At 40.6% G+C, this 18,252-nt stretch carries 19 protein-coding genes and 1 pseudogene; 14 read left to right on the top strand and 6 right to left on the bottom strand.

From position 1 onward, the window contains the following. Positions 1–114 precede the first annotated feature (114 nt). The 10 genes and pseudogenes from DS891_RS08360 (at position 115) to DS891_RS08315 (ending at position 6,750) form a co-directional block, all read left to right on the top strand. Positions 115–282, top strand: a complete 168-nt coding sequence (locus tag DS891_RS08360) for a hypothetical protein (RefSeq protein WP_174169497.1) — start codon at positions 115–117, stop codon at positions 280–282. Continuing rightward, positions 279–905 carry a hypothetical protein gene (locus DS891_RS08355; protein ID WP_045965562.1) on the top strand — a complete coding sequence of 209 codons (627 nt, stop codon included), beginning with the start codon at positions 279–281 and terminating at the stop codon, positions 903–905. The genes DS891_RS08360 and DS891_RS08355 overlap by 4 nt, the downstream gene beginning before the upstream one ends. 258 nt (positions 906–1,163) lie before the next feature. Then, complete coding sequence (locus DS891_RS08350; RefSeq protein WP_174169496.1) at positions 1,164–2,027, top strand: helix-turn-helix domain-containing protein; 864 nt, start codon at positions 1,164–1,166, stop codon at positions 2,025–2,027. Between the two features lie 44 nt (positions 2,028–2,071). Further along, complete coding sequence (locus tag DS891_RS08345; RefSeq protein WP_174169495.1) at positions 2,072–2,935, top strand: helix-turn-helix domain-containing protein; 864 nt, start codon at positions 2,072–2,074, stop codon at positions 2,933–2,935. A 46-nt stretch (positions 2,936–2,981) separates the two neighbouring features. Next, entirely contained in the window at positions 2,982–3,851 is an 870-nt protein-coding gene (locus DS891_RS08340; protein WP_174169494.1) for a helix-turn-helix domain-containing protein, read from the top strand. Positions 3,852–4,263: 412 nt separating this feature from the next. Continuing rightward, positions 4,264–4,518, top strand: coding sequence for a type II toxin-antitoxin system Phd/YefM family antitoxin (locus tag DS891_RS08335; protein ID WP_005526636.1), 255 nt, complete (start codon positions 4,264–4,266; stop codon positions 4,516–4,518). Then, entirely contained in the window at positions 4,511–4,780 is a 270-nt protein-coding gene (locus tag DS891_RS08330) for a Txe/YoeB family addiction module toxin (protein WP_174169493.1), read from the top strand. The genes DS891_RS08335 and DS891_RS08330 overlap by 8 nt, the downstream gene beginning before the upstream one ends. 29 nt (positions 4,781–4,809) lie before the next feature. Next, positions 4,810–4,959 (top strand): annotated as a pseudogene (locus tag DS891_RS24525) (transposase); the annotation flags it as partial. A gap of 406 nt (positions 4,960–5,365) precedes the next feature. Next, positions 5,366–5,983 (top strand): DUF6624 domain-containing protein, encoded by a 618-nt coding sequence (locus DS891_RS08320; RefSeq protein WP_254605771.1) that lies wholly within the window; start codon positions 5,366–5,368, stop codon positions 5,981–5,983. A gap of 275 nt (positions 5,984–6,258) precedes the next feature. Then, entirely contained in the window at positions 6,259–6,750 is a 492-nt protein-coding gene (locus DS891_RS08315; protein WP_174169492.1) for a hypothetical protein, read from the top strand. A gap of 152 nt (positions 6,751–6,902) precedes the next feature. Here the strand turns inward: DS891_RS08315 and DS891_RS08310 are convergent, their stop codons facing one another. Both DS891_RS08310 and DS891_RS08305 read right to left on the bottom strand, forming a co-directional pair. Beyond that, a complete protein-coding gene (locus DS891_RS08310; RefSeq protein WP_010369844.1) occupies positions 6,903–7,136 on the bottom strand; it encodes a hypothetical protein in 234 nt (77 codons plus the stop codon). Between the two features lie 89 nt (positions 7,137–7,225). Continuing rightward, positions 7,226–8,125, bottom strand: a complete 900-nt coding sequence (locus tag DS891_RS08305) for a LysR family transcriptional regulator (protein ID WP_010603674.1) — start codon at positions 8,123–8,125, stop codon at positions 7,226–7,228. A gap of 110 nt (positions 8,126–8,235) precedes the next feature. Here DS891_RS08305 and DS891_RS08300 point away from each other — a divergent pair, with 110 nt between their 5' ends. Then, on the top strand, positions 8,236–9,099 hold the full coding sequence (locus DS891_RS08300; protein WP_174169491.1) for a type 1 glutamine amidotransferase domain-containing protein: 864 nt from the start codon (positions 8,236–8,238) through the stop codon (positions 9,097–9,099). 10 nt (positions 9,100–9,109) lie between these two features. Beyond that, entirely contained in the window at positions 9,110–10,264 is a 1,155-nt protein-coding gene (locus DS891_RS08295) for an iron-containing alcohol dehydrogenase (protein ID WP_174169490.1), read from the top strand. A gap of 88 nt (positions 10,265–10,352) precedes the next feature. Here the strand turns inward: DS891_RS08295 and DS891_RS08290 are convergent, their stop codons facing one another. Beyond that, positions 10,353–11,177, bottom strand: a complete 825-nt coding sequence (locus DS891_RS08290; protein ID WP_010603671.1) for a hypothetical protein — start codon at positions 11,175–11,177, stop codon at positions 10,353–10,355. A gap of 550 nt (positions 11,178–11,727) precedes the next feature. Between DS891_RS08290 and rsgA the strand changes: the two genes are divergently transcribed. Then, entirely contained in the window at positions 11,728–12,771 is a 1,044-nt protein-coding gene (gene rsgA / locus DS891_RS08285) for a ribosome small subunit-dependent GTPase A (protein WP_174169489.1), read from the top strand. A 213-nt stretch (positions 12,772–12,984) separates the two neighbouring features. On the opposite strand, the gene DS891_RS08280 is transcribed toward rsgA, so the two are convergent. The 3 genes from DS891_RS08280 to DS891_RS08270 all read right to left on the bottom strand — a co-directional run bounded on the left by DS891_RS08280 (position 12,985) and on the right by DS891_RS08270 (position 16,581). After that, positions 12,985–14,955, bottom strand: a complete 1,971-nt coding sequence (locus tag DS891_RS08280) for a TonB-dependent siderophore receptor (protein ID WP_174169488.1) — start codon at positions 14,953–14,955, stop codon at positions 12,985–12,987. 279 nt (positions 14,956–15,234) lie between these two features. Continuing rightward, positions 15,235–15,591, bottom strand: a complete 357-nt coding sequence (locus DS891_RS08275; protein ID WP_174169487.1) for a hypothetical protein — start codon at positions 15,589–15,591, stop codon at positions 15,235–15,237. A 234-nt stretch (positions 15,592–15,825) separates the two neighbouring features. Further along, positions 15,826–16,581 (bottom strand): hypothetical protein, encoded by a 756-nt coding sequence (locus tag DS891_RS08270; RefSeq protein ID WP_174169486.1) that lies wholly within the window; start codon positions 16,579–16,581, stop codon positions 15,826–15,828. 434 nt (positions 16,582–17,015) lie between these two features. On the opposite strand from DS891_RS08270, the gene DS891_RS08265 reads away from it, so the two are divergent. After that, the gene (locus DS891_RS08265) at positions 17,016–18,200 is read left to right on the top strand and encodes a serine hydrolase (RefSeq protein ID WP_233525270.1); all 1,185 of its coding nucleotides are present in this window, start codon (positions 17,016–17,018) and stop codon (positions 18,198–18,200) included. Positions 18,201–18,252: the final 52 nt, after the last annotated feature.

The following is an 18,252-nucleotide window of genomic DNA, read 5'->3' as shown; positions in this document are numbered from 1 at the left end:
TAGTCACTCATTGTGTAAGCAAGTTGCTGGTGGCGTAGGCATGACCACTGGAGAGGGGCTAGGAGATCGACGAGAAGCCTCATCACAAGAAAAGTCGAATTGTTGAGGTGTATCTTGAAAAGTTTATATAGCCTGATGTTGCCAACGAGTCAAAAGAAGCCCACATATAAAACTCTTTGTCGCTCGGTTTGTGAGCAAATCTATGGTGGCACGGGTTACGGTAAAGGGGATGGTGCCAAGCCACAGGCAACTGAAAACCCTGAAAGTGAGGTAGGTGCATGAAAAGTTTGTTTAATTTAGCTTTGTTAACGAGTATTGCAGCAGCACTATCGATTACTTTTATTAATACCTCTTTGATAGAGCTAGCAGTACCCATAGCTCTGATTATTTTAGTTTTTATGTCTAAAAATGATCATAACAGTCAGATGCTTACGCTTTGTTTTGCCTTCGTGTTTGTAATAACTTCAGTTGCCATGTATGTGTTAGATGCAGTAATTAAACCAGCAGAACCGAATGTGTTTTATCAGAACATTTATGCTTTCTTGATAAATCTATCATTGAGTTTAATCTTGCTTTTTCTACTCAAGCATAGAATGACAGTTGCTGTATTACTCACACGCGGCAAATCAGCTTCTGTATTTGAGAAAAATTATGCTGAAGGTCCACTTTATTTACTGGTTTTGTTTCTTGTGTTTGTAGACCTTATGGCTTTGTTAGAAAACTTTATCCGTAACCTTGAGCATATCGGCGTAAACGAGGAAACGGCGAAGATTTTCTGGGAGTGGACTTTCTTTTATGATTACTTTGAATACCTCAAAGCAGTACCTATTTTCTTGTGCGTTGCACTTTTATACGTTGGATTGATTGTCCGGACTAGAAGACAACCAATCCAAAGCCAACCTTAAACCCAAGCAAGCGCAGTATCCTCATTTGTCGTGATACTGCGTTTTAGTATTTGTAACTGAGATGAAATTTACTATTTAAGAACAAGAATTTTTAATTTTCCTTGTTTGTAATTTCGATTCAATATTGTTCGCTTCTCTCAATCCTAATATATGAACCGCTTAATCACAAACTGCCCTGAACATTTACTTGTCTTTATATTAAACAAAATGTAATGTTTGGGTTAATTTTGTGGTTTTTTTAAAGGGGAATGTGGGGCGATGCAAACGCCAGAAGAGTACGAAGTAAGCCAGCGCATAGGGTTGCTAATAAAAGGTCTAAAGCATAAACGCGGGATGTCTCGAGAAGATATATGTCGCCACCTCGGGATTGGCATGCGAACGCTAGACAACTACCTTAATGGTGTTAGTTCTTTTAAGCTTGGCACGTTAATGAAGTTTGCCGATCTCTGCAGAGTCAAGCTTGCCGATATTTTAGATGATACCGAAGCGCTCTCACGACTATATCCAGACAATATGAAGGACAAAGGCAGTATTCTTACATTGCTTTTTGGCTCTCTTGCAACGGCAATGCTTTTTGAGTCAATCACTTTGTTTTTGCTAATTATGTTGCTTTGCTATTCATACAAAGACAAAAACAATCAATGTATGGTCGCAATTTTTGTAATGATCTATGCATTAAGTAATGCATTTGGTTACTGGCTTAAATACTTTGTTTTCCCCACAGCTGCTAATAACTTCATTCAAAATGTATACGCTTTTTCAATAAACTTGGCACTAAGTTTATTTCTGCTCTTTTTAATTAAATATAGAATGAAATTTGCGGTGCTTATCACGCGAGGAAGGTCTTCCGAAGTATTTGAGAAGAGTCTTGTTGAAGCTCCACTTTACTTCCTTGCTCTGATCCTAGCAGTTGTTGATTTTTGTGCGCTAATAGAGAATTTTATTCGCAATTTAGATCGATTAGGAATGGATGAAGAGAAGGTAAAAATATTCTGGGAGTTGACCTTCTTCTATGATTATTATGAATACCTTAAAGCCCCGCTGATGTTGCTTAGTATAGCACTTCTCTATGCAGGGGTACTTGCACGGAAAAGCAATATGCAGCAGCCCCAAAGTGCGTAGTAATAAGTCGATAAATAAATCACGGAAATAGGAGATGGCGGGCGATGCAAACGCCAGAAGAGTACCAAGTAAGCCAGCGCATAGGACTGCTAATAAAAGGTCTAAAGCATAAACGCGGGATGTCGCGAGAAGATATATGTCGCCACCTCGGGATTGGCATGCGAACGCTAGACAACTACCTTAACGGCGTTAGCTCTTTTAAGCTTGGTACGTTAATGAAGTTTGCTGACCTCTGTAGAGTCAAGCTTGCTGATATTTTGGATGATACCGAAGCGCTCTCGCGACTATATCCAGACAATATGAAGGACAAGGGCAGTATTCTAACATTGCTTTTGGGTTCTCTTGCTTCCGTTATGCTCTTTGAATCCGTTTTCTTAGTTTTACTAATTTTACTGCTTTGCTACTCACATAAAGATAAAAATAATCAATGCATAGTTGCTATTTTTGTTGTGGTCTACGTGCTAACTAATATTGGTGGCTACTGGCTAAACTATGTCGCTTTTCCAGCAGCTGAAAACTATTATATGCAGAATGTATACGCATATTCGCTACACCTATCATTAAGTCTGTTACTATTCTTTCTGCTCAAGTACAGGTTGATGTTCTCGGTATTGGTTACTCGCGGAAAATCGGCAGCTGTTTTCGAAAAAAGCCTTATTGAAACTCCTCTCTACTTTTTGGCTACGCTGCTAGTTGCTATAGACTTTTTGGCGTTAATGGAGAACTTTATTCGTAATCTGGAACGATTAGGAATCGACGAGGAGAAAGCTAAAATATTCTGGGAGTTAACCTTTTTTTACGATTACTTTAGGTATCTTAAGGCCGTACCATTATTACTCAGTTTAGTACTCCTCTATGCAGGAATACTCGCACGGAAAAGAAATACGCAGCAGCCCCAAAGTGCGTAGTAATAAGTCGATAAGTAAATCACGGAAATAGAAGGATAGCGAGGCGATGCAAACGCCAGAAGAGTACGAAGTAAGCCAGCGCATAGGGCTACTAATAAAAGGTCTAAAGCATAAACGCGGGATGTCACGAGAAGATATATGCCGCCACCTCGGGATTGGCATGCGAACGCTAGACAACTACCTTAATGGTGTTAGCTCTTTTAAGCTTGGTACGTTAATGAAGTTTGCCGATCTCTGCAGAGTTAAACTCGCTGATATTTTGGATGATACCGAAGCGCTCTCACGACTATATCCAGACAATATGAAGGACAAAGGCAGTATTCTTACGCTTATCTTGGGATCTATTGCTGGGTATTTTCTTATTTTCGAATCTATCGTATTCCTCCTTCTATTATTTTTGTTTTTTTGCTGTTACAAAGATAAGAATAGTCAAACTATCACAGGCATTTTCCTTTTTATTTATGCACTTGAGGTCGCTGTCGCATATCTCTTGAAGTTCATTATTTTCCCTGCTGTTGAAAGCTATTATATCGAGAATATTTATGCTTTTGGACTGCAGTTAACTCTTAGTCTCATGTTACTGTTTTTACTTAAACATAGAATGACGATTAGTGTATTTTTAACTCAGGGAAGATCTGCATCTGTATTCGAAAAGAATGGTATAGAGGCCCCAATTTATCTTTTGGCAATGACGTTAGCACTTATCGATTTTTTGGCTCTAATGGAAAACTTTATTCGAAATTTGGAGCGCTTGGGGGTTAGTGAGGAAACAGCAAAGATATTTTGGGAGCTGAGATTCCTTTATGATTATTTCGAATACCTCAAGGCAATCCCAATTTTTCTCTGCATCGCTTTACTTTATGTAGGGTTTATCGCGCGACGAAATGCGCCGCTACAAGTTAGAGCTACACTGTAACTTTAGTAATAACAGGTTCAGTACTAATTGATAGTTTAATATAAAAGGATAGTGAGGCGATGCAAACGCCAGAAGAGTACGAAGTAAGCCAGCGCATAGGGCAGCTAATAAAAGGTCTAAAGCAAATGAAAATAAGTGACACCTACCACTATAATTAGAGGTTGGTGTCAGCGATTTGGTGGTTCTTTTAATTCACAGATCCAAGAATGCCTAGCTTCTTAAAGATGGCTTTGAATGCTGATGATGACGTAATGTAACAAGCCACCACACTCGGAAATTTCACTTACTCCGCTCCCAAAGTTCCGGTGAGCGGAGTGTTGGTTACCTTATCAATATTACATGCTCAATTTACTGTACAAGTAGAATGGTGAAGACTATACTTGTTCCATTAAATGTACATGTAGAGGTTCTTATGAGAATTGTATCTTTTACTGAAGCTAGAAATGGTCTTAAAGCTGTTCTAGACGGTGTAGTTAATGACGCAGATACAACAGTCATTACACGTCGTGACTCTGAGGATGCTGTGGTTATGTCTTTAGATTACTACAATAGCCTTATGGAGACTGTCCACTTACTACGCTCTCCTCAAAACGCTGAACACTTAAATCGTTCGATTGCACAGTACCGTGCTGGTAAAACAACAGCACGAGAGTTAATTGATGAGTAGTAGTCAACGTTTACTGTCGTGGACTGATGACGCTTGGGATGACTATCTGTATTGGCAAACTCAAGACAAGAAAACACTCAAGCGCATCAACAAACTCATCAATGGTGTTAAGTGCTCCCCATTTGAGGGCATCGGTAAACCAGAGCCGTTGAAAGAGAGTTTATCTGGTTTTTGGTCTCGTCGTATTGATGACACTAACAGGCTTGTTTATGCAGTTGATGATCAAGCGATAACGATAATTTCGTGTCGTTACCACTACTAAATTAGAGGCGGCGATAATACAGCAAGCGACTTAGGTGTATCGAACCTGTGTTCGGCAACATCATAGTGAATAAAGGAATGAATAAACTCACATTACGAGGGCAAGGGAAAGTGAATGCGCAATGGAAGTTGTATTGCTTGGTGCATAATCTAGAAAAGTTGCAAAAAATAATACACTAAGAAGTGTAGCTCATTTTAAACCTCAAAAAGCCACAGAGACCAGCCTTATAGCCTCATAAAACACAGTAAAAAAATGACAGTGACGTTTAGAGTAAACGATTGAATCAAATAAAGAACTCGGCTAAGGTTGATACCACTATGCAAAATGTATTAAGGATGGATTGGTGATACCCATCACTAATTGCATTGACGTTAGGAAAATGAAGGCTTGAAACTTGTGGTGGGTGTCAGTGATTTTTGTTAGGAAGGTGCAAATTAAGTGGTGGGTGTCAGCGATTTGAGCGATTTGGTAACTATGTTTGACTGGTAGCTTGCTAAAATTATTAAATAAAATTTTCTTGATGATTGCGATTTTATCTCTTGTGGATAAGTGAGATATTCAGAATTTACACTAGTAGGTTGTTATATGCTTAAATGGAATTTGAAAATGCGGTTACTTTTTTTACTCTACTTTCTTCCTTGTTTTGTTTCAGCTGAGATAAATTTGCCATTGCAAGCTCAACTCATTGAAATGGCAAAACAGGATCAGGCTGTACGAAAACAGTTAGGAGATGCCGGTTGGGATAAAGCTCCAAAAGAGCTTCATGCTAAATTATCATCAGTTGATCATCAGAATACTGAAAAACTCAAAGCAATATTAAGCAAACGACAATGGCTAACACATGCTGAGGTCGGAAAGGAGGGGGTTGGAGCAGCATTTCTTATAATACAGCACTCGTCAGATACTGAGTTTCAAGAAAGAATGCTTCCAATCTTAAAGAGAGCATATTTAAATAATGAAGGCGTATCAGGACAAGAAGTCGCATTATTGACCGATCGCGTACTTATACATAGGGGGCAAAAGCAACTGTACGGCACACAAGCAGATATTAAAAATGGTAAAGTCACTTTCATGCCAATCTCAGAAGTTGATAAAGTGGATGAAAGGAGGGCTGAAATGAATATGCCTCCATTAGAGTTTTATAAAAAGATAATGGAAGAAATGTATGGTATTAAAGAGCACCCCGAAATAGAGCTGAATTAGAACGCATACAAGAGACTATGGCGTCAATGACTAAAGGATGGATTGGTGACACCCATCACTAATTGCATTGAAGTTAGGAAAATGAAGGCTTGAAATTTGTGGTGGGTGTCATTGATTTTTGCTTCTTGAGTTTTGAGCTTGGCAAATATGAAGCGTCATTCGACTTTGATTGTTTGATATGATATTTGCAATCTAATGATGACTCAGGCTCCTTGCAATGCTAGCTTCGTGTGTGGGTCATTCTGTCTATGTGCCTGAAAAACTCAGAGGACAACATGTCTAATAAAAGTCTTCGTGCTCGAATTCCAGCCTATAAAATGGCATTTGCAAGTGGCGAACTGCAGAGAACCTATAAGGATCTGGTCTCTATTGTTCAAAGTCTCAGAGCTGAATTCAGTAAGCAGTATAAAGGCCAGTTTACAGTCGCAAACGTGTTACACGGATATATTGACTTTACATACTTTTATCTGCAAAACGATTACCTTAAAAAACACAAACTCAAATTGGCAGTTGTGTTGAACCATCAAGAGGTGCAATTCGAACTTTGGCTCATTGGGCAAACAAAGGATGTTCAGATTGATTATTGGGCAAAGTTACAGGGGGTTAGGTGGGTGGATCAAGATGTTATGCCTGAGTGGTCAATCTTTGAAATTTTAATGCTTGCTGACCCTGATTTCGATAATGTAAAAGCGCTATCTGAGCGGATCCACGGTGTGTTTGCAGAACTGTCCGAGGAAATCTTTACTACATTGAAGGTGTACCAATAGTACACCTAACACACATGAATTTTCGCAGGTTATCCGCGTCGTAAAGTATGTGCAGCTAATTTTCAAACTTTAACTCTATTTCTAGCGAAAAAAAGAGTGCTAGTAGTAGCACTCTTGTCAATGCAAAACTCAACAGCAATAACCCGTAGTTGCTAGTCCATGCTTGGGGCGCTGGAATATACCAACTCAATTAGGTTATTCATCGTTCTTGATTTTTGCATATAAGCCTTTTCCATATGGGCAAGCTCTTGTAATTCAAATAAGGTCGTTTCTACGAGTGCCAGCCATTTTTCTGTGGTGTCTGGTACCGCTTCACTTTGCTTTGTTGCTTTTTTTAGTGCGTCGTAATAAATAGTTAAGTCACGATATTGGCTTTGATAGTCCATTGATGCTCCAACCCGTCTCTTTTAATTTACAGCAAGGTAACAGGAATTCTCAGCAGAAATCTGCGGAAAATAATTTTTTTTACAACTTTTTAATTCGAAAGATAATTAATATTAGCAAAGGCGGAGATCACATCTTTTGCAAAAGCAATGCGTGGGTGTTTTAACGCGCCCTTTTTCCATACTAGATAGATATTGTTTTCAGGGCCTACAGGGCCAAGTTGGATCAGTTCACCTGCTTTTATGAGATCTCGGCAGAGATAATCAGGGAGGACGGAGTAACCTATTCCAGAGCGAATGATGTTAGCAATTGCTCTAATGTCTGGGCAAATAGCGATGACATTAGAGTTGCAGCCCGCATTAAATACACGATCAAAGTATTGTCTAACCAAAGGCAAGTCTTGATCGTACGTGACGACGTTATAACTAGAGAGTAAGTCGGCGGTAATATCGCTGTCTTGAATTTCTCTGCCCTCTAAACGGTTCATCACTAGCCACAATTGCTCTTTGTCTAAAACGAGATAGTCAAAGCTTGTGGGATCTGGCGCAGAGGCGGCAATGGCGATGTCGGCGGTGTCGTTTATTAGTGCGTCGAAAATGTTAATTTTATTGCCAATATGAAGTACCACGTTAATGTTGCCCGCTTGCAATAAGTTGGCGATTTGTGGACCGGAGACAAAGCTTAAATACTCCGCGGGGCCAGCAATATTTAGTGTGCCAAACACCGCGTTGGAGCGCGCTCGAATTGAGGTGATCTTCTGCTCTAAAATATCGATATGACCAGACACCTGCAGCGCTAAGTCATGTGCTGTTGGCGTTGGCTTTACCCCTCTTGCTTGGCGTTCAAACAGGGCTTTTCCTACTACCGCTTCCATGGTTTGAATATGTGCCGTGACAGCTGGCTGCGACATCCCTAAGTTGGCCGCTGCCTTGGTGATATTTTTGCAGCGGTATACTTCCACAAAGGTTTTTAGTTGGGTGAGATGAGACATAAATTACTTGAGCCATAAATATTCTGATTGCTCCTACCAATTTATCCGAATTCACCTGTGTCCGCAAATCGCCTAAACTCGTCGATATTGAACTGGTATGAGGAGCCGGGATGAAAAAGAGTATACTGAATACGATGGTGTGGGTGTCATCGTTATTGGGTGCAACACATGTGCTTAGCGCTCATGCAAGTGAAGGTGAAGTATTAGTGTTACTTTCGAGCGAAACCTCTATGGAACTTGCCAGTGGTGAGACAATAGAAACAGGTTATTACCTCAATGAGTTTGGGATACCTGCAAAGGCTTTAGTGGATGCTGGATATAAACTGATATTAGCAACACCAAAAGGCAATGCCCCTGCTGTTGATCAAAAATCAGTGTCGGTTAATTACTTCGGCGGTGATGAGACTAAATTACAAAGCATCAAAAAATTTATTGCTAACCTGCCAGATCTTAATGATACCGCAAGTTTTAGCGAGATCCTTGCTGCGGGGCTAGACGAATTTGATGCGGTATTTATTCCAGGCGGACACGCACCGTTAATTGATTTGGCGAATAATCCGCAGGTGGGTGAAATTTTGCGCCATTTTAACCGCGAGAATAAACCAACAGCTGCGATTTGCCACGGCCCAATTACGTTGCTTTCGGCACAAAGTGAACCAAAAGCGTATTATCAGAGTTTAACAACACAGTCACCTGTTCAAACGAAAAACTGGATTTATGACGGATATCAAATGACGATATTTTCGAACCCAGAAGAACAAGTATTTGAAAGCACGTTAAATGGCGAAAAACTCAACTTTTACCCAGCAGCCGCGATGTCTCAGGCTGGAGGAAAAATGCAGTTTGCAAATGCATGGCAGCCAAAAGTGGTTGTTGATAGAGAGCTAATTACAGGGCAAAACCCGTTTTCAGACACATTACTAGCAGAAAAGCTGCTAGAAATGTTAGCTGAAGAACCGAATATTAAACAGTAAGGAATTGAGCATGCTTAATTTTGTATTTAAAAATCAAACCGAAATTCTTTTTGGTAAAGGCCAAATGAGTGAAATCACCTCACGATTACCAGAGGCTGCAAAGGTGTTGCTACTGTACGGCGGCGGCTCGATTAAAAATAATGGTGTATACGACCAAGCAATGAATGCATTGACAGATGTTGAGGTTGTGGAATTTGGTGGTGTGGAGCCAAACCCAACATATGAAACGCTAATGCAAGCGGTCGCGACGGCAAAGCAAAATAATGTGAATTTTATTCTTGCGGTTGGCGGCGGCAGCGTTATCGACGGCGCAAAGTTTGTGGCGGCAGCCGTGAATTTTGACGGTGAGCCTTGGGACATTTTGGTAAAGGGCGCAAGCTTTAGCAATCCATTACCGATTGGTGCTGTGCTCACTTTACCTGCTACAGGCTCTGAGAGTAACGGCAACTCAGTGGTTACAAAAAAGGCAACTTCGCAAAAGCGTGCGTTTTCGTCACCAACTGTGCAGCCGCAGTTTGCGGTACTTGACCCAGAATACACCTATTCACTGCCGCCTCGCCAAGTGAGTAATGGGGTAGTGGATGCGTTTGTTCACGTGATTGAGCAGTATTTAACTTATTCAGTAAATGCGCCACTGCAAGACAGATTTGCAGAAGGTATTTTACAAACGCTTATCAGCGAAGGGCCAAAGGCATTAAGCGAGCCTAACAATTATGATGTAAGAGCAAACGTTATGTGGTCTGCAACTATGGCGCTAAATGGCCTTATTGGTCAAGGCGTACCACAGGATTGGTCAACCCATATGATTGGTCACGAGCTAACGGCATTGTATAACCTTGACCACGCGCAAACGCTTGCGATTGTATTACCTGCGGTGATGTATGTGCAACGAGACAAAAAAGCCGAGAAAATCAAGCAACTTGGTGAGCGTGTATTTGGTATTACAGCCGCAGACGAAGCGCAGCAAATTGACCAAACAATAAAAGCAGTTCAAGACTTTTTTGAGTCGATGGCGGTGCAAACCCGTTTAGCGGATTATCAATTAGACGAAAAAGCAGTACAAGAAGTTATCGCTAATCTAGAAAAGAACGGCATGACGGCACTAGGTGAGCACGGCGATATTGATTTAGCGAAGGCGAAAGAAATTTTAATGCTGGCGTTGTAAAACAAGTAATCAGTGGCAATGTGTTACCCTTTGATAACAAAAGTAAGATGGTTTAGAGGTAACTAAACCATCTTACTCCATCGGCTTTTTATAGGCTTCTTAGTTGATCAATAACAGCCTGAATTTTGTTAAATTTGGTTTGCCTGTATTCTGTTTCAGCTTGGGATTTTTTGCGATTCCAGTATTCAACATCATCTGGATATTGTGGCTCTACCACGTACGATGCTAAATAGTTACCATACGGGTCTTTAAGCCAGCATTTATATTCAACGATTTGAGAATAAGGGTCAGGTGCTTCACAGCCGCTTCTAAGTGGCAAGTCCGCCTGCTTTTTCTGTGCCAGCATTATGCTTAACTGATCCGCTAGATTTTTAGCTGCGGTAACGACGGTTGTTTTTGGCACCATGCCAGCCAAATAACGCTCAGTATACACTGCCACTACAACCGATGCTGCTAAGGCATAGGTGTCTGCAAGGTAGAAAAAGTCATCATTGTAGCTACTATTTAAAGCTCGGTGATTTATCAGATCGTTAGCTTTTAGTAATAATCCACCAAGTAATACAGGGTCTTCTCCATTGTATTTTACGGTATCGCCATAGTGTTTTAAGCTTGCTTCAACGCTTCTAAACTCAGAAAGAAAGTCGAACTCCGCATCACGTACAATTTCTTCTCTAACGCGCTCTTGTATTGCCTGCAGGCTCTCTTCGCTCAGCATAACGTATTGTGGTCCACCAGAACCAAATACAGCATCAGCTAAAAGTGAACCAAACCCCGATAGTAATTTACTTTTTACTTTATCTAAAATCTGCTCACCGATTGTCGCGGTTTTTTCTTCTTGTTCAGTAGCACCAACAGTAAATGTTGCACTACATAACGCTAAGCTTACTACTGCGGCGATTGAATGAAATTTCATAGAAATAATCCTTTTATATTAGAAAGTATGTTTTTATAGACCTTAGCACCCACAATCCACATCAAATACAGGCTTTTTACCTAGCTTTAGAATTGTTATGCTTACTGCTTTTGGATTGGTTTGATTTATAAACTTAGTTCCAAAGGCTGGGTCTTACCTATGTTAGGTGAGTTGTGTTAAAAAAAGATTAAATAAACGATGTTTTCTTTTACGATGCGGCTAAATTGGAAGGTGTTATTAGTTTGAAAACATTTTTCATACTGCAAATGGCTTAGTCCGGATATCGCAAAATACGTAGTTTACCTAGCTTATCTTCAGTGCTACTCTACGGTGGTATTCAAAAAAAGTTTAAGGAGAATTTGATGATTGTTTTATTGAGCCACCCGGTAAAAGTTGTAGCTAGGTGTGATTAGTAGACTTTAACTTTCGTCTTTTCTAAATTTTTTACTCCTTTTACCCGGTGTGATGCCTAATGGGCTTATCCGGGGTCAATGATATTCATTAACCCTGCTTGATTTTTGCAGTCTTTCTGCATTTTTGAGATTTTATAATGAATACATCTTATTCGCCAACACAGCTTGGTTGGCAAGCATTTTTTCAACAGCAACTGACACTAACAGAACTAGAATCATCAAATCTTGGCCGCGTGATAGCGCACCACAGAAGTAATTATTTAATCCAGTTGCAATCACGACAAATTTCTTTAGCTACTCATGTATCACTGCCTAGTATGACGGTTGGTGATTGGGTTTTGTTGGATGAAAATTATCAATTTATTAGGCTATTATCCCGCAAATCGGTTATTTCAAGGAAAGCTGCGGGCAGTAAAGTCGCGGAGCAATTGATAGCTGCAAATATCGATAGCCTGTTTATTGTTTGCTCGCTAAATCAGGATTTTAATCTAAACCGGATCGAACGTTACTTAGCACTGGCTAACGAAGCTCAAGTGGAGCCAATAGTTGTTTTGACCAAGAAGGATTTGGTCGATTGTTGGCAACAGCAAGTACAACTCGTTCAGGAGTTGGATCCATTTTTGACAGTCGAAGTGATAAATGCGTTGGAGCCGAGCTCCGTTGAGTGCCTAAAAGCTTGGTGTAGCGCGGGCAAAACGTTGTCATTTGTAGGCTCATCAGGTGTGGGTAAGTCCAGCTTGGTGAACACGCTGTTAGAGTGTAAAGAGCAGCTCACCGGTTCAATCCGTGAAGATGATGCAAAAGGGCGGCACACGACAACCTCTCGCTCGTTACATTTTATGGACAATGGCTCAGTGTTGCTCGACACACCAGGAATGAGGGAGATCCAACTAGCCGATTGCCAACAAGGGATCAGTAAAACATTTGCAGAAATTGAATTGTTAGAAAGCGCTTGCCGCTTCAGTGATTGCTCACATCAAAATGAGCCCGGATGTGCTGTTCAGCAAGCGATAGAGAGTGGCGAACTTGAAGTTAGGCGCTTCAACAACTTCATAAAACTAAGAAGTGAACATCAAAGAAACAACGCCAGCCTAAAAGATAAGAGAGACAAGGAAAGAGCACTTGCAAAGAAATATCGTTTTGTACAAAGCGATACTAGAAGACTAAAAAAGGGCTACTGAGCAGTACTAGCTAGTTCTGTTTTATCTTAAACCAAAGTGGACTCGCTCCACTTTGGTTTTCGCTTTTCTACGCTAAAGTACGGCTAAAGAGACACCCACTTATCTTTTTAGGTGATAAGTTAAAAAGACACCCATTTTTAAACTGTGACGCTAGAGTGGGTGTCTGCATATGCCAACATGAAATTGTATCGTTTCAGCAAAGCTCAGAAATAATTAATGACCAAATTTAATACGGATCCCTGCATTGACCGTAAATCCGTCGTTACGAGACCAAATATCAGTTGTCCATCGTCCACTTGGAGCCTGTTGGGTTAGCAATATTGGCTCTTCTTTAGTTTGCCGAACATTGAGCAAGTTCTCTGCATTTAAGAAGTAACTTACGTTACCAAGAGTGATTTGACCAAGTAAGCCTAAGTGCCAGTAAGCGTCGCTTCTATCACGGTAAGGGTTATTTTCGAGATGCTGTGTACCAGTATAATAAGCTTCAAAACCTAGTAGGTGACTGCCATGCTTTTCCCACATAATTACTGCACCAGCAGAATGTGTTGGTGTTAGGGTTAAGGGAGTTCGGCCAGTGCCTAATCCGCTAAGTTTTGTTGCGTCAGTATATAAATAGCTTCCAGTTATTTTGATGTCATGCCAGCGGTATCGCAAGAGCAATTCTGCGCCACGAATTTCGGTCTGGCCTGGGTTATTCACTAATCGAACGTGGTTATTTGTATTCGGGCTTTGGGCTTCGATGATCTCAAGCTCAGTGACATTGTCGACATCCGAGGCAAACAGGGTGACACTTGTTTCAATGTCATCAAATATATAGCTGAGATCAATAGACGCTGTAGTCGCCAGTTCCTCCTTTAAGTTACTTAAAGGCTCAAGGCGAGACAGGCCACTGTCTTCAATATCTTCAATAAAAGGTGTCGGCGCAAAGAAGCCTTGACCGTAGGATCCGCGAATTGTCCAGCTGTTTGGATTGTACAAAATGGATGCGCGTGGACTAAACTGAGTGCCGTATTCACTGTGCCAATCGGTTCTGGCGCTCAATGATATTGAAACGTCTTTTACTGTGTCATAGTCTATCTGTGAAAATAACCCAGGTACTTGATAGTTATAGTTAAACTCTGAAAAGTCATCAGACTCAAAGCGGTCAGACTGATAGGCTATTCCAACAAGCCAAGCAATAGCTTCACGATAACCCGATACACTAGATTCAAATAAGTAACTTTCATGGTTATCTGTTTCTTGAGTCAGCCCATAAACATGGTCATGCTCCTGATGCATAGCTGAACCACGAACACTGAGGTTTATTTCTTCACTAAGTGGTTGGTCGAAAATAAAACCGCTATCTAACCTTAATGAGTCTTGGTGTTGAGGAAATGATTCGCCAGTAGGTAATGTATCCGTTTGTTGCGTACCACCTTCACGATTTTCTTTCATCGCACCAAACGTCCAATAAAGGTTGGCACCGTCTTCATCTTCCCAATAAAAACGTGGGCGAACGGTCGCGCGCTCATAGCCTGCTATATCAAGCCAGCCATCCTCATCTAAATCTTGCTGAGCTTGATGATGAAGTCCCAGAGTAATTGACGCACGAGTACTTGGGGTCAGTGGGGTTGCAAAATAGGAGGTAATATCTTGACCACTTTTTGATGTTGCATTGAGTAGCACTTCACCTTCAAATTCATCCCCTGGTGTACGAGAGATAAGATTAATCACCCCGCCTAAGGCTGACCCACCATACAAAGAAGAAGCTGATCCTTTGATAATTTCAACATTGGCTAAGTCGGTTGGAGGGATTTGAAGCAACCCAATTGACGCAGTTTGTCCACCATATAATGGCAAACCATCACTAAGTAGCTGGGTATAGCGACCATACAGGCTTTGCAATCTTATGTTGGCACTGCCTAAAGCCGGAGAGGTATTTTGTACTCGTACACCGCCAGTTTCAGCAACTAGCATAGAAATATTTCCGGGCCGCATTAAGGCTTTTTCTTGGATTTCTTCATTATTGATAATTTCAGTTCTAGTTGCCGATTCGTTCACGATCCGACCAAGTCGTGACGCGGTTACTTGAATTCTTTCTATTTTATTCTGGTTATGTTCGTCATGATGTTGGTGTTCTCCTGCATAAGATACAGACGGGCCAAGTAAGATAGCCAGCGCCACCTTTGAATATTGATTAAGCATGTTTTACCTCAAGTAATGCAAAACACTGTGAAGTTTTTTATTAGTTTAATACCAGCTCAAATTGAGGAGAAAACCTGACACGAGCTACGTTAAAGGCTTATTATTTAGAACGACTAAATAATAATATTTTCGTCTTGCCCACATGGGTGTAGATACCTTGGCGATAGCAGGGCGCGGTAGCTGTGTTATCGACAAGATTTTTTCGCCTCAAAATAAACCGCTTAATTAAGTCAATTGGTATAACTTTCGCAGCATATAAATTAAATTTTTAGTAAGAATTTAGTTTGGCTGTAGCCTAAGCGGTAAAATAGGAGGCCGATAGAATGAGGTCACAATACTATGAATATCTGGAGTCGGAGTCGATCGTACAGGACCACCAAAACGAATGAGTTCTGAGGCAATAGGGTTTACAGGAATGTATGCAAAGGTTGCACAGGTGTTTTCTGGGCAAATGCAATCGTTCTCGCAGCAATCTGTGTCACAACAATCATCTGCACCTTGCTGGTATTCGTTTTGAGATTCAAGTGTGGTTGATTGCGTGATAATAATGTCATCATCAGATACAAAAAAGGGTGATGCTAATGCTTGCCCAACAAAGGCAACCAACATCGTCATCATAATAAGTAGTTTTGACATTCCCTTACACATAATAATCTCTACTCGAAACCGCCGCACATTGTAGGGAATAATTTAAGATAAGTGAAGTGTATCGGAGACGATAAATTAGCGCTGATTATAAAAGCCTGTGGCGTAGCGATACTAAAAAGTTAAGAAAGGCTGTTTATTATCCAATATGAACTCAGGTTTTGGGTCAAGGTGGACTTATTCCACCTTTTTTGAAATACGTATAGCGACTTAAAATTATGTAAACTAGAAAGTAAATTTCAGATCTTTAATAACTCTTGATTGGATACCTCTAATCAAGCTATTTTCTTTAAGTTCACCGTTAAAATGACCTGTTCTAACTCTCTGAATTTCCATGTCAAATTCACATGGTTTTGAAGTTGAAATCTGTTCTAGATCTATGAAGCCAGCGCTTTTTGCATTGAATGTATTGCTTGTCGAGCTTCCAAACTGTGTTGAGAAAGAGCCTGTCACTAACCCCCCCGTATTATTTGAACATGCATAGTTAACGATAAGAGATGTCTCACTCGCTAAGTCTATTCCATCAATATGAATTTCAATATCTTCATCATATCGAAAAGTTTTCTCTGCTTCGGGGGTAAGTATCAGGAAGCCTAAGGGAAGCTCAACTGACGCTGAAGCATTTTCTTCCTTCTTCCGATTTAACTGGATAGTATATAGGCTGTTACCAGTTACAACAGAGGATCTGCCCTCGTAATCAATATCTAGAATGTCAGTATCTTTAATCAATTGGATCGTCTGACCATTTACGATCGCTCTTAGTGTATCGCCTTCGCTTAAATTTACATTAGAGCCGAACGAGTCCCCAACATTTAACTCGGCCACAATTCGGGCTCTTTCTCCATTTGAATTTATTGATATATCCGCACTAATTGCGTTTGTTTTCAACAGATCAGATTCTGTTTCAGATGTGCAGGCCGTGAGAAATGTGCTGATACTGGCTACTGTTATAGGTAGTAGATAAAGTTTGGATGGTTTCATTTTTTACCCGTGATTCATTTAAAAACAGATTCTCCAATTTAGAAACATAGATTGCAAGTTAAAAAATGTAATGGGATTGTACGGTATAAGGAAACAGTCAGTGTTAATAGCTGGAGTTATTTAACAACTTTTCAGTGCATTAATGCTATTCCTGTTTATGATTCACGGCTTTTGCCGTAGCTGCTCAATGCGCTGCTCAAAACTTGGGTATGTGTTTATCCAACTATGTTGCTCGTCGCTTTCCTCGGAGAGAGAACGTTAAAAAGACACCCATTTTTAAACTGTGACGATAAAGTGGGTGTCTGCATATGCCAACAATACAGGCGCTACAGTTAGTTTGATGTTTGAAACTTAATTGTCGTCAAAGCAAACTTTTTACGGCCTCAATACGACAATAATATTTTAGTGTTTGAATAGGCCGATATATGAGAGTCATGAAAATCACACTGCTGGCAGCTCTGGTTACTGTGGCGAGCTGTGCAGAACAAAAGTTGAAAGCTGTAGCACCAGATTATGTAAATAAACAACGAGTATTCGAGCAGAGTATTCGCGAAATTAATGATAACGGGGTGAGTAGTGAAACAGCGAGTACACTTCAATCCAGAATGAGCACATACCGCGTCCCTGCTGTTAGCATTACTGTTTTTGATAATAATCATATTCTTTGGTCGAAAGGTTACGGCGTTACAGATGAGTACTCAAAAGTGAATGTAACGCCGGATACGCTGTTTCAGGCTGCTTCCATTTCTAAAGCTGTAACGAGCTTTGGTGCTTTTAAGATGATAGAGCTAGGTCGTTTTGGACTACATGAAGATGTAAACAGTAAGCTTACACGCTGGCAGGTCCCCAATAATAAATTTACTAAAGAAAATAAAGTGACACCCAGTCGAATTATGAGTCACACCTCAGGGCTCAATGTACAAGGGTTCGCTGGTTATGGCAGAAACCAAAAAACTCCTTCGCTCGTACAGGTTTTACAAGGGAGTGAGTTGAGTAATTCCCCATCAGTTAGAGTGTTTCAAACACCTGGGAAGTCTGAATTTTATTCAGGTGGTGGCATGACAGTTTTGCAACTGTTGATGGAAGATAGTAGTGGGCTGTCATTCTCTGAGTTAATGGAAAAGCAGGTATTAAAGCCCCTAAACATGAATAACAGCTCTTTTAAGTTAGCGTCGCTGAATCTGCCTCAATATAGAGTTGCTAAAGGTCATGATTTACAAGCAAATATGATCGCTGGAGGTTATCGTCTATATCCTGAAAAGGCAGCTGCGGGGTTATGGAGTACTCCTTCTGATTTAGCATTATTTATGATTGCTCTAGGTAAGTCCTATCGTGGTGATGAAGAAAGCTTATTATCTCCACATCTTGCGAAAGTCATGCTTACTAGAGTTCCCGGTGCTGGTGGTACAGGAATAGGACTCGATGGAGAAGGTAACGCTTATAGATTTAGACATAGTGGTGGGAATGCCGGGTATACTTGCTATGCTGTGTCTTTTGCTAGTGTTGGCCGAGGTTTTGTCGTTATGACAAACTCAGACAATGGCTTTCAATTAATCCATGAAATCTCTAGAGCCATTTCTGAAGTTTATGATTGGCCTGCATTATGGATGCATGAATAAGCAAGCTATATTGCTTCTCGCTAAGGTGCAATTGGTCTAGGCTCTCAATTAT

Source organism: Pseudoalteromonas sp. JC28 (assembly GCF_013319255.1).
Lineage (GTDB): Bacteria > Pseudomonadota > Gammaproteobacteria > Enterobacterales > Alteromonadaceae > Pseudoalteromonas.
This window is presented reverse-complemented; position numbering and strand designations above follow the sequence as displayed.

What these genes read in the sequence shown, in the direction of transcription:
- DS891_RS08345 (WP_174169495.1), top strand. Translation starts at nt 2,072, where the DNA reads ATGCAAACGCCAGAAGAGTACCAAGTAAGCCAGCGCATAGGACTGCTA.
- DS891_RS08335 (WP_005526636.1), top strand. Translation starts at nt 4,264, where the DNA reads ATGAGAATTGTATCTTTTACTGAAGCTAGAAATGGTCTTAAAGCTGTT.
- rsgA (WP_174169489.1), top strand. Translation starts at nt 11,728, where the DNA reads ATGAATACATCTTATTCGCCAACACAGCTTGGTTGGCAAGCATTTTTT.
- DS891_RS08355 (WP_045965562.1), top strand. Translation starts at nt 279, where the DNA reads ATGAAAAGTTTGTTTAATTTAGCTTTGTTAACGAGTATTGCAGCAGCA.
- DS891_RS08265 (WP_233525270.1), top strand. Translation starts at nt 17,016, where the DNA reads ATGAAAATCACACTGCTGGCAGCTCTGGTTACTGTGGCGAGCTGTGCA.
- DS891_RS08270 (WP_174169486.1), bottom strand. Translation starts at nt 16,581, where the DNA reads ATGAAACCATCCAAACTTTATCTACTACCTATAACAGTAGCCAGTATC.
- DS891_RS08305 (WP_010603674.1), bottom strand. Translation starts at nt 8,125, where the DNA reads ATGTCTCATCTCACCCAACTAAAAACCTTTGTGGAAGTATACCGCTGC.
- DS891_RS08290 (WP_010603671.1), bottom strand. Translation starts at nt 11,177, where the DNA reads ATGAAATTTCATTCAATCGCCGCAGTAGTAAGCTTAGCGTTATGTAGT.
- DS891_RS08310 (WP_010369844.1), bottom strand. Translation starts at nt 7,136, where the DNA reads ATGGACTATCAAAGCCAATATCGTGACTTAACTATTTATTACGACGCA.
- DS891_RS08315 (WP_174169492.1), top strand. Translation starts at nt 6,259, where the DNA reads ATGTCTAATAAAAGTCTTCGTGCTCGAATTCCAGCCTATAAAATGGCA.
- DS891_RS08350 (WP_174169496.1), top strand. Translation starts at nt 1,164, where the DNA reads ATGCAAACGCCAGAAGAGTACGAAGTAAGCCAGCGCATAGGGTTGCTA.
- DS891_RS08320 (WP_254605771.1), top strand. Translation starts at nt 5,366, where the DNA reads ATGCTTAAATGGAATTTGAAAATGCGGTTACTTTTTTTACTCTACTTT.
- DS891_RS08295 (WP_174169490.1), top strand. Translation starts at nt 9,110, where the DNA reads ATGCTTAATTTTGTATTTAAAAATCAAACCGAAATTCTTTTTGGTAAA.
- DS891_RS08330 (WP_174169493.1), top strand. Translation starts at nt 4,511, where the DNA reads ATGAGTAGTAGTCAACGTTTACTGTCGTGGACTGATGACGCTTGGGAT.
- DS891_RS08275 (WP_174169487.1), bottom strand. Translation starts at nt 15,591, where the DNA reads ATGTCAAAACTACTTATTATGATGACGATGTTGGTTGCCTTTGTTGGG.
- DS891_RS08280 (WP_174169488.1), bottom strand. Translation starts at nt 14,955, where the DNA reads ATGCTTAATCAATATTCAAAGGTGGCGCTGGCTATCTTACTTGGCCCG.
- DS891_RS08300 (WP_174169491.1), top strand. Translation starts at nt 8,236, where the DNA reads ATGAAAAAGAGTATACTGAATACGATGGTGTGGGTGTCATCGTTATTG.
- DS891_RS08340 (WP_174169494.1), top strand. Translation starts at nt 2,982, where the DNA reads ATGCAAACGCCAGAAGAGTACGAAGTAAGCCAGCGCATAGGGCTACTA.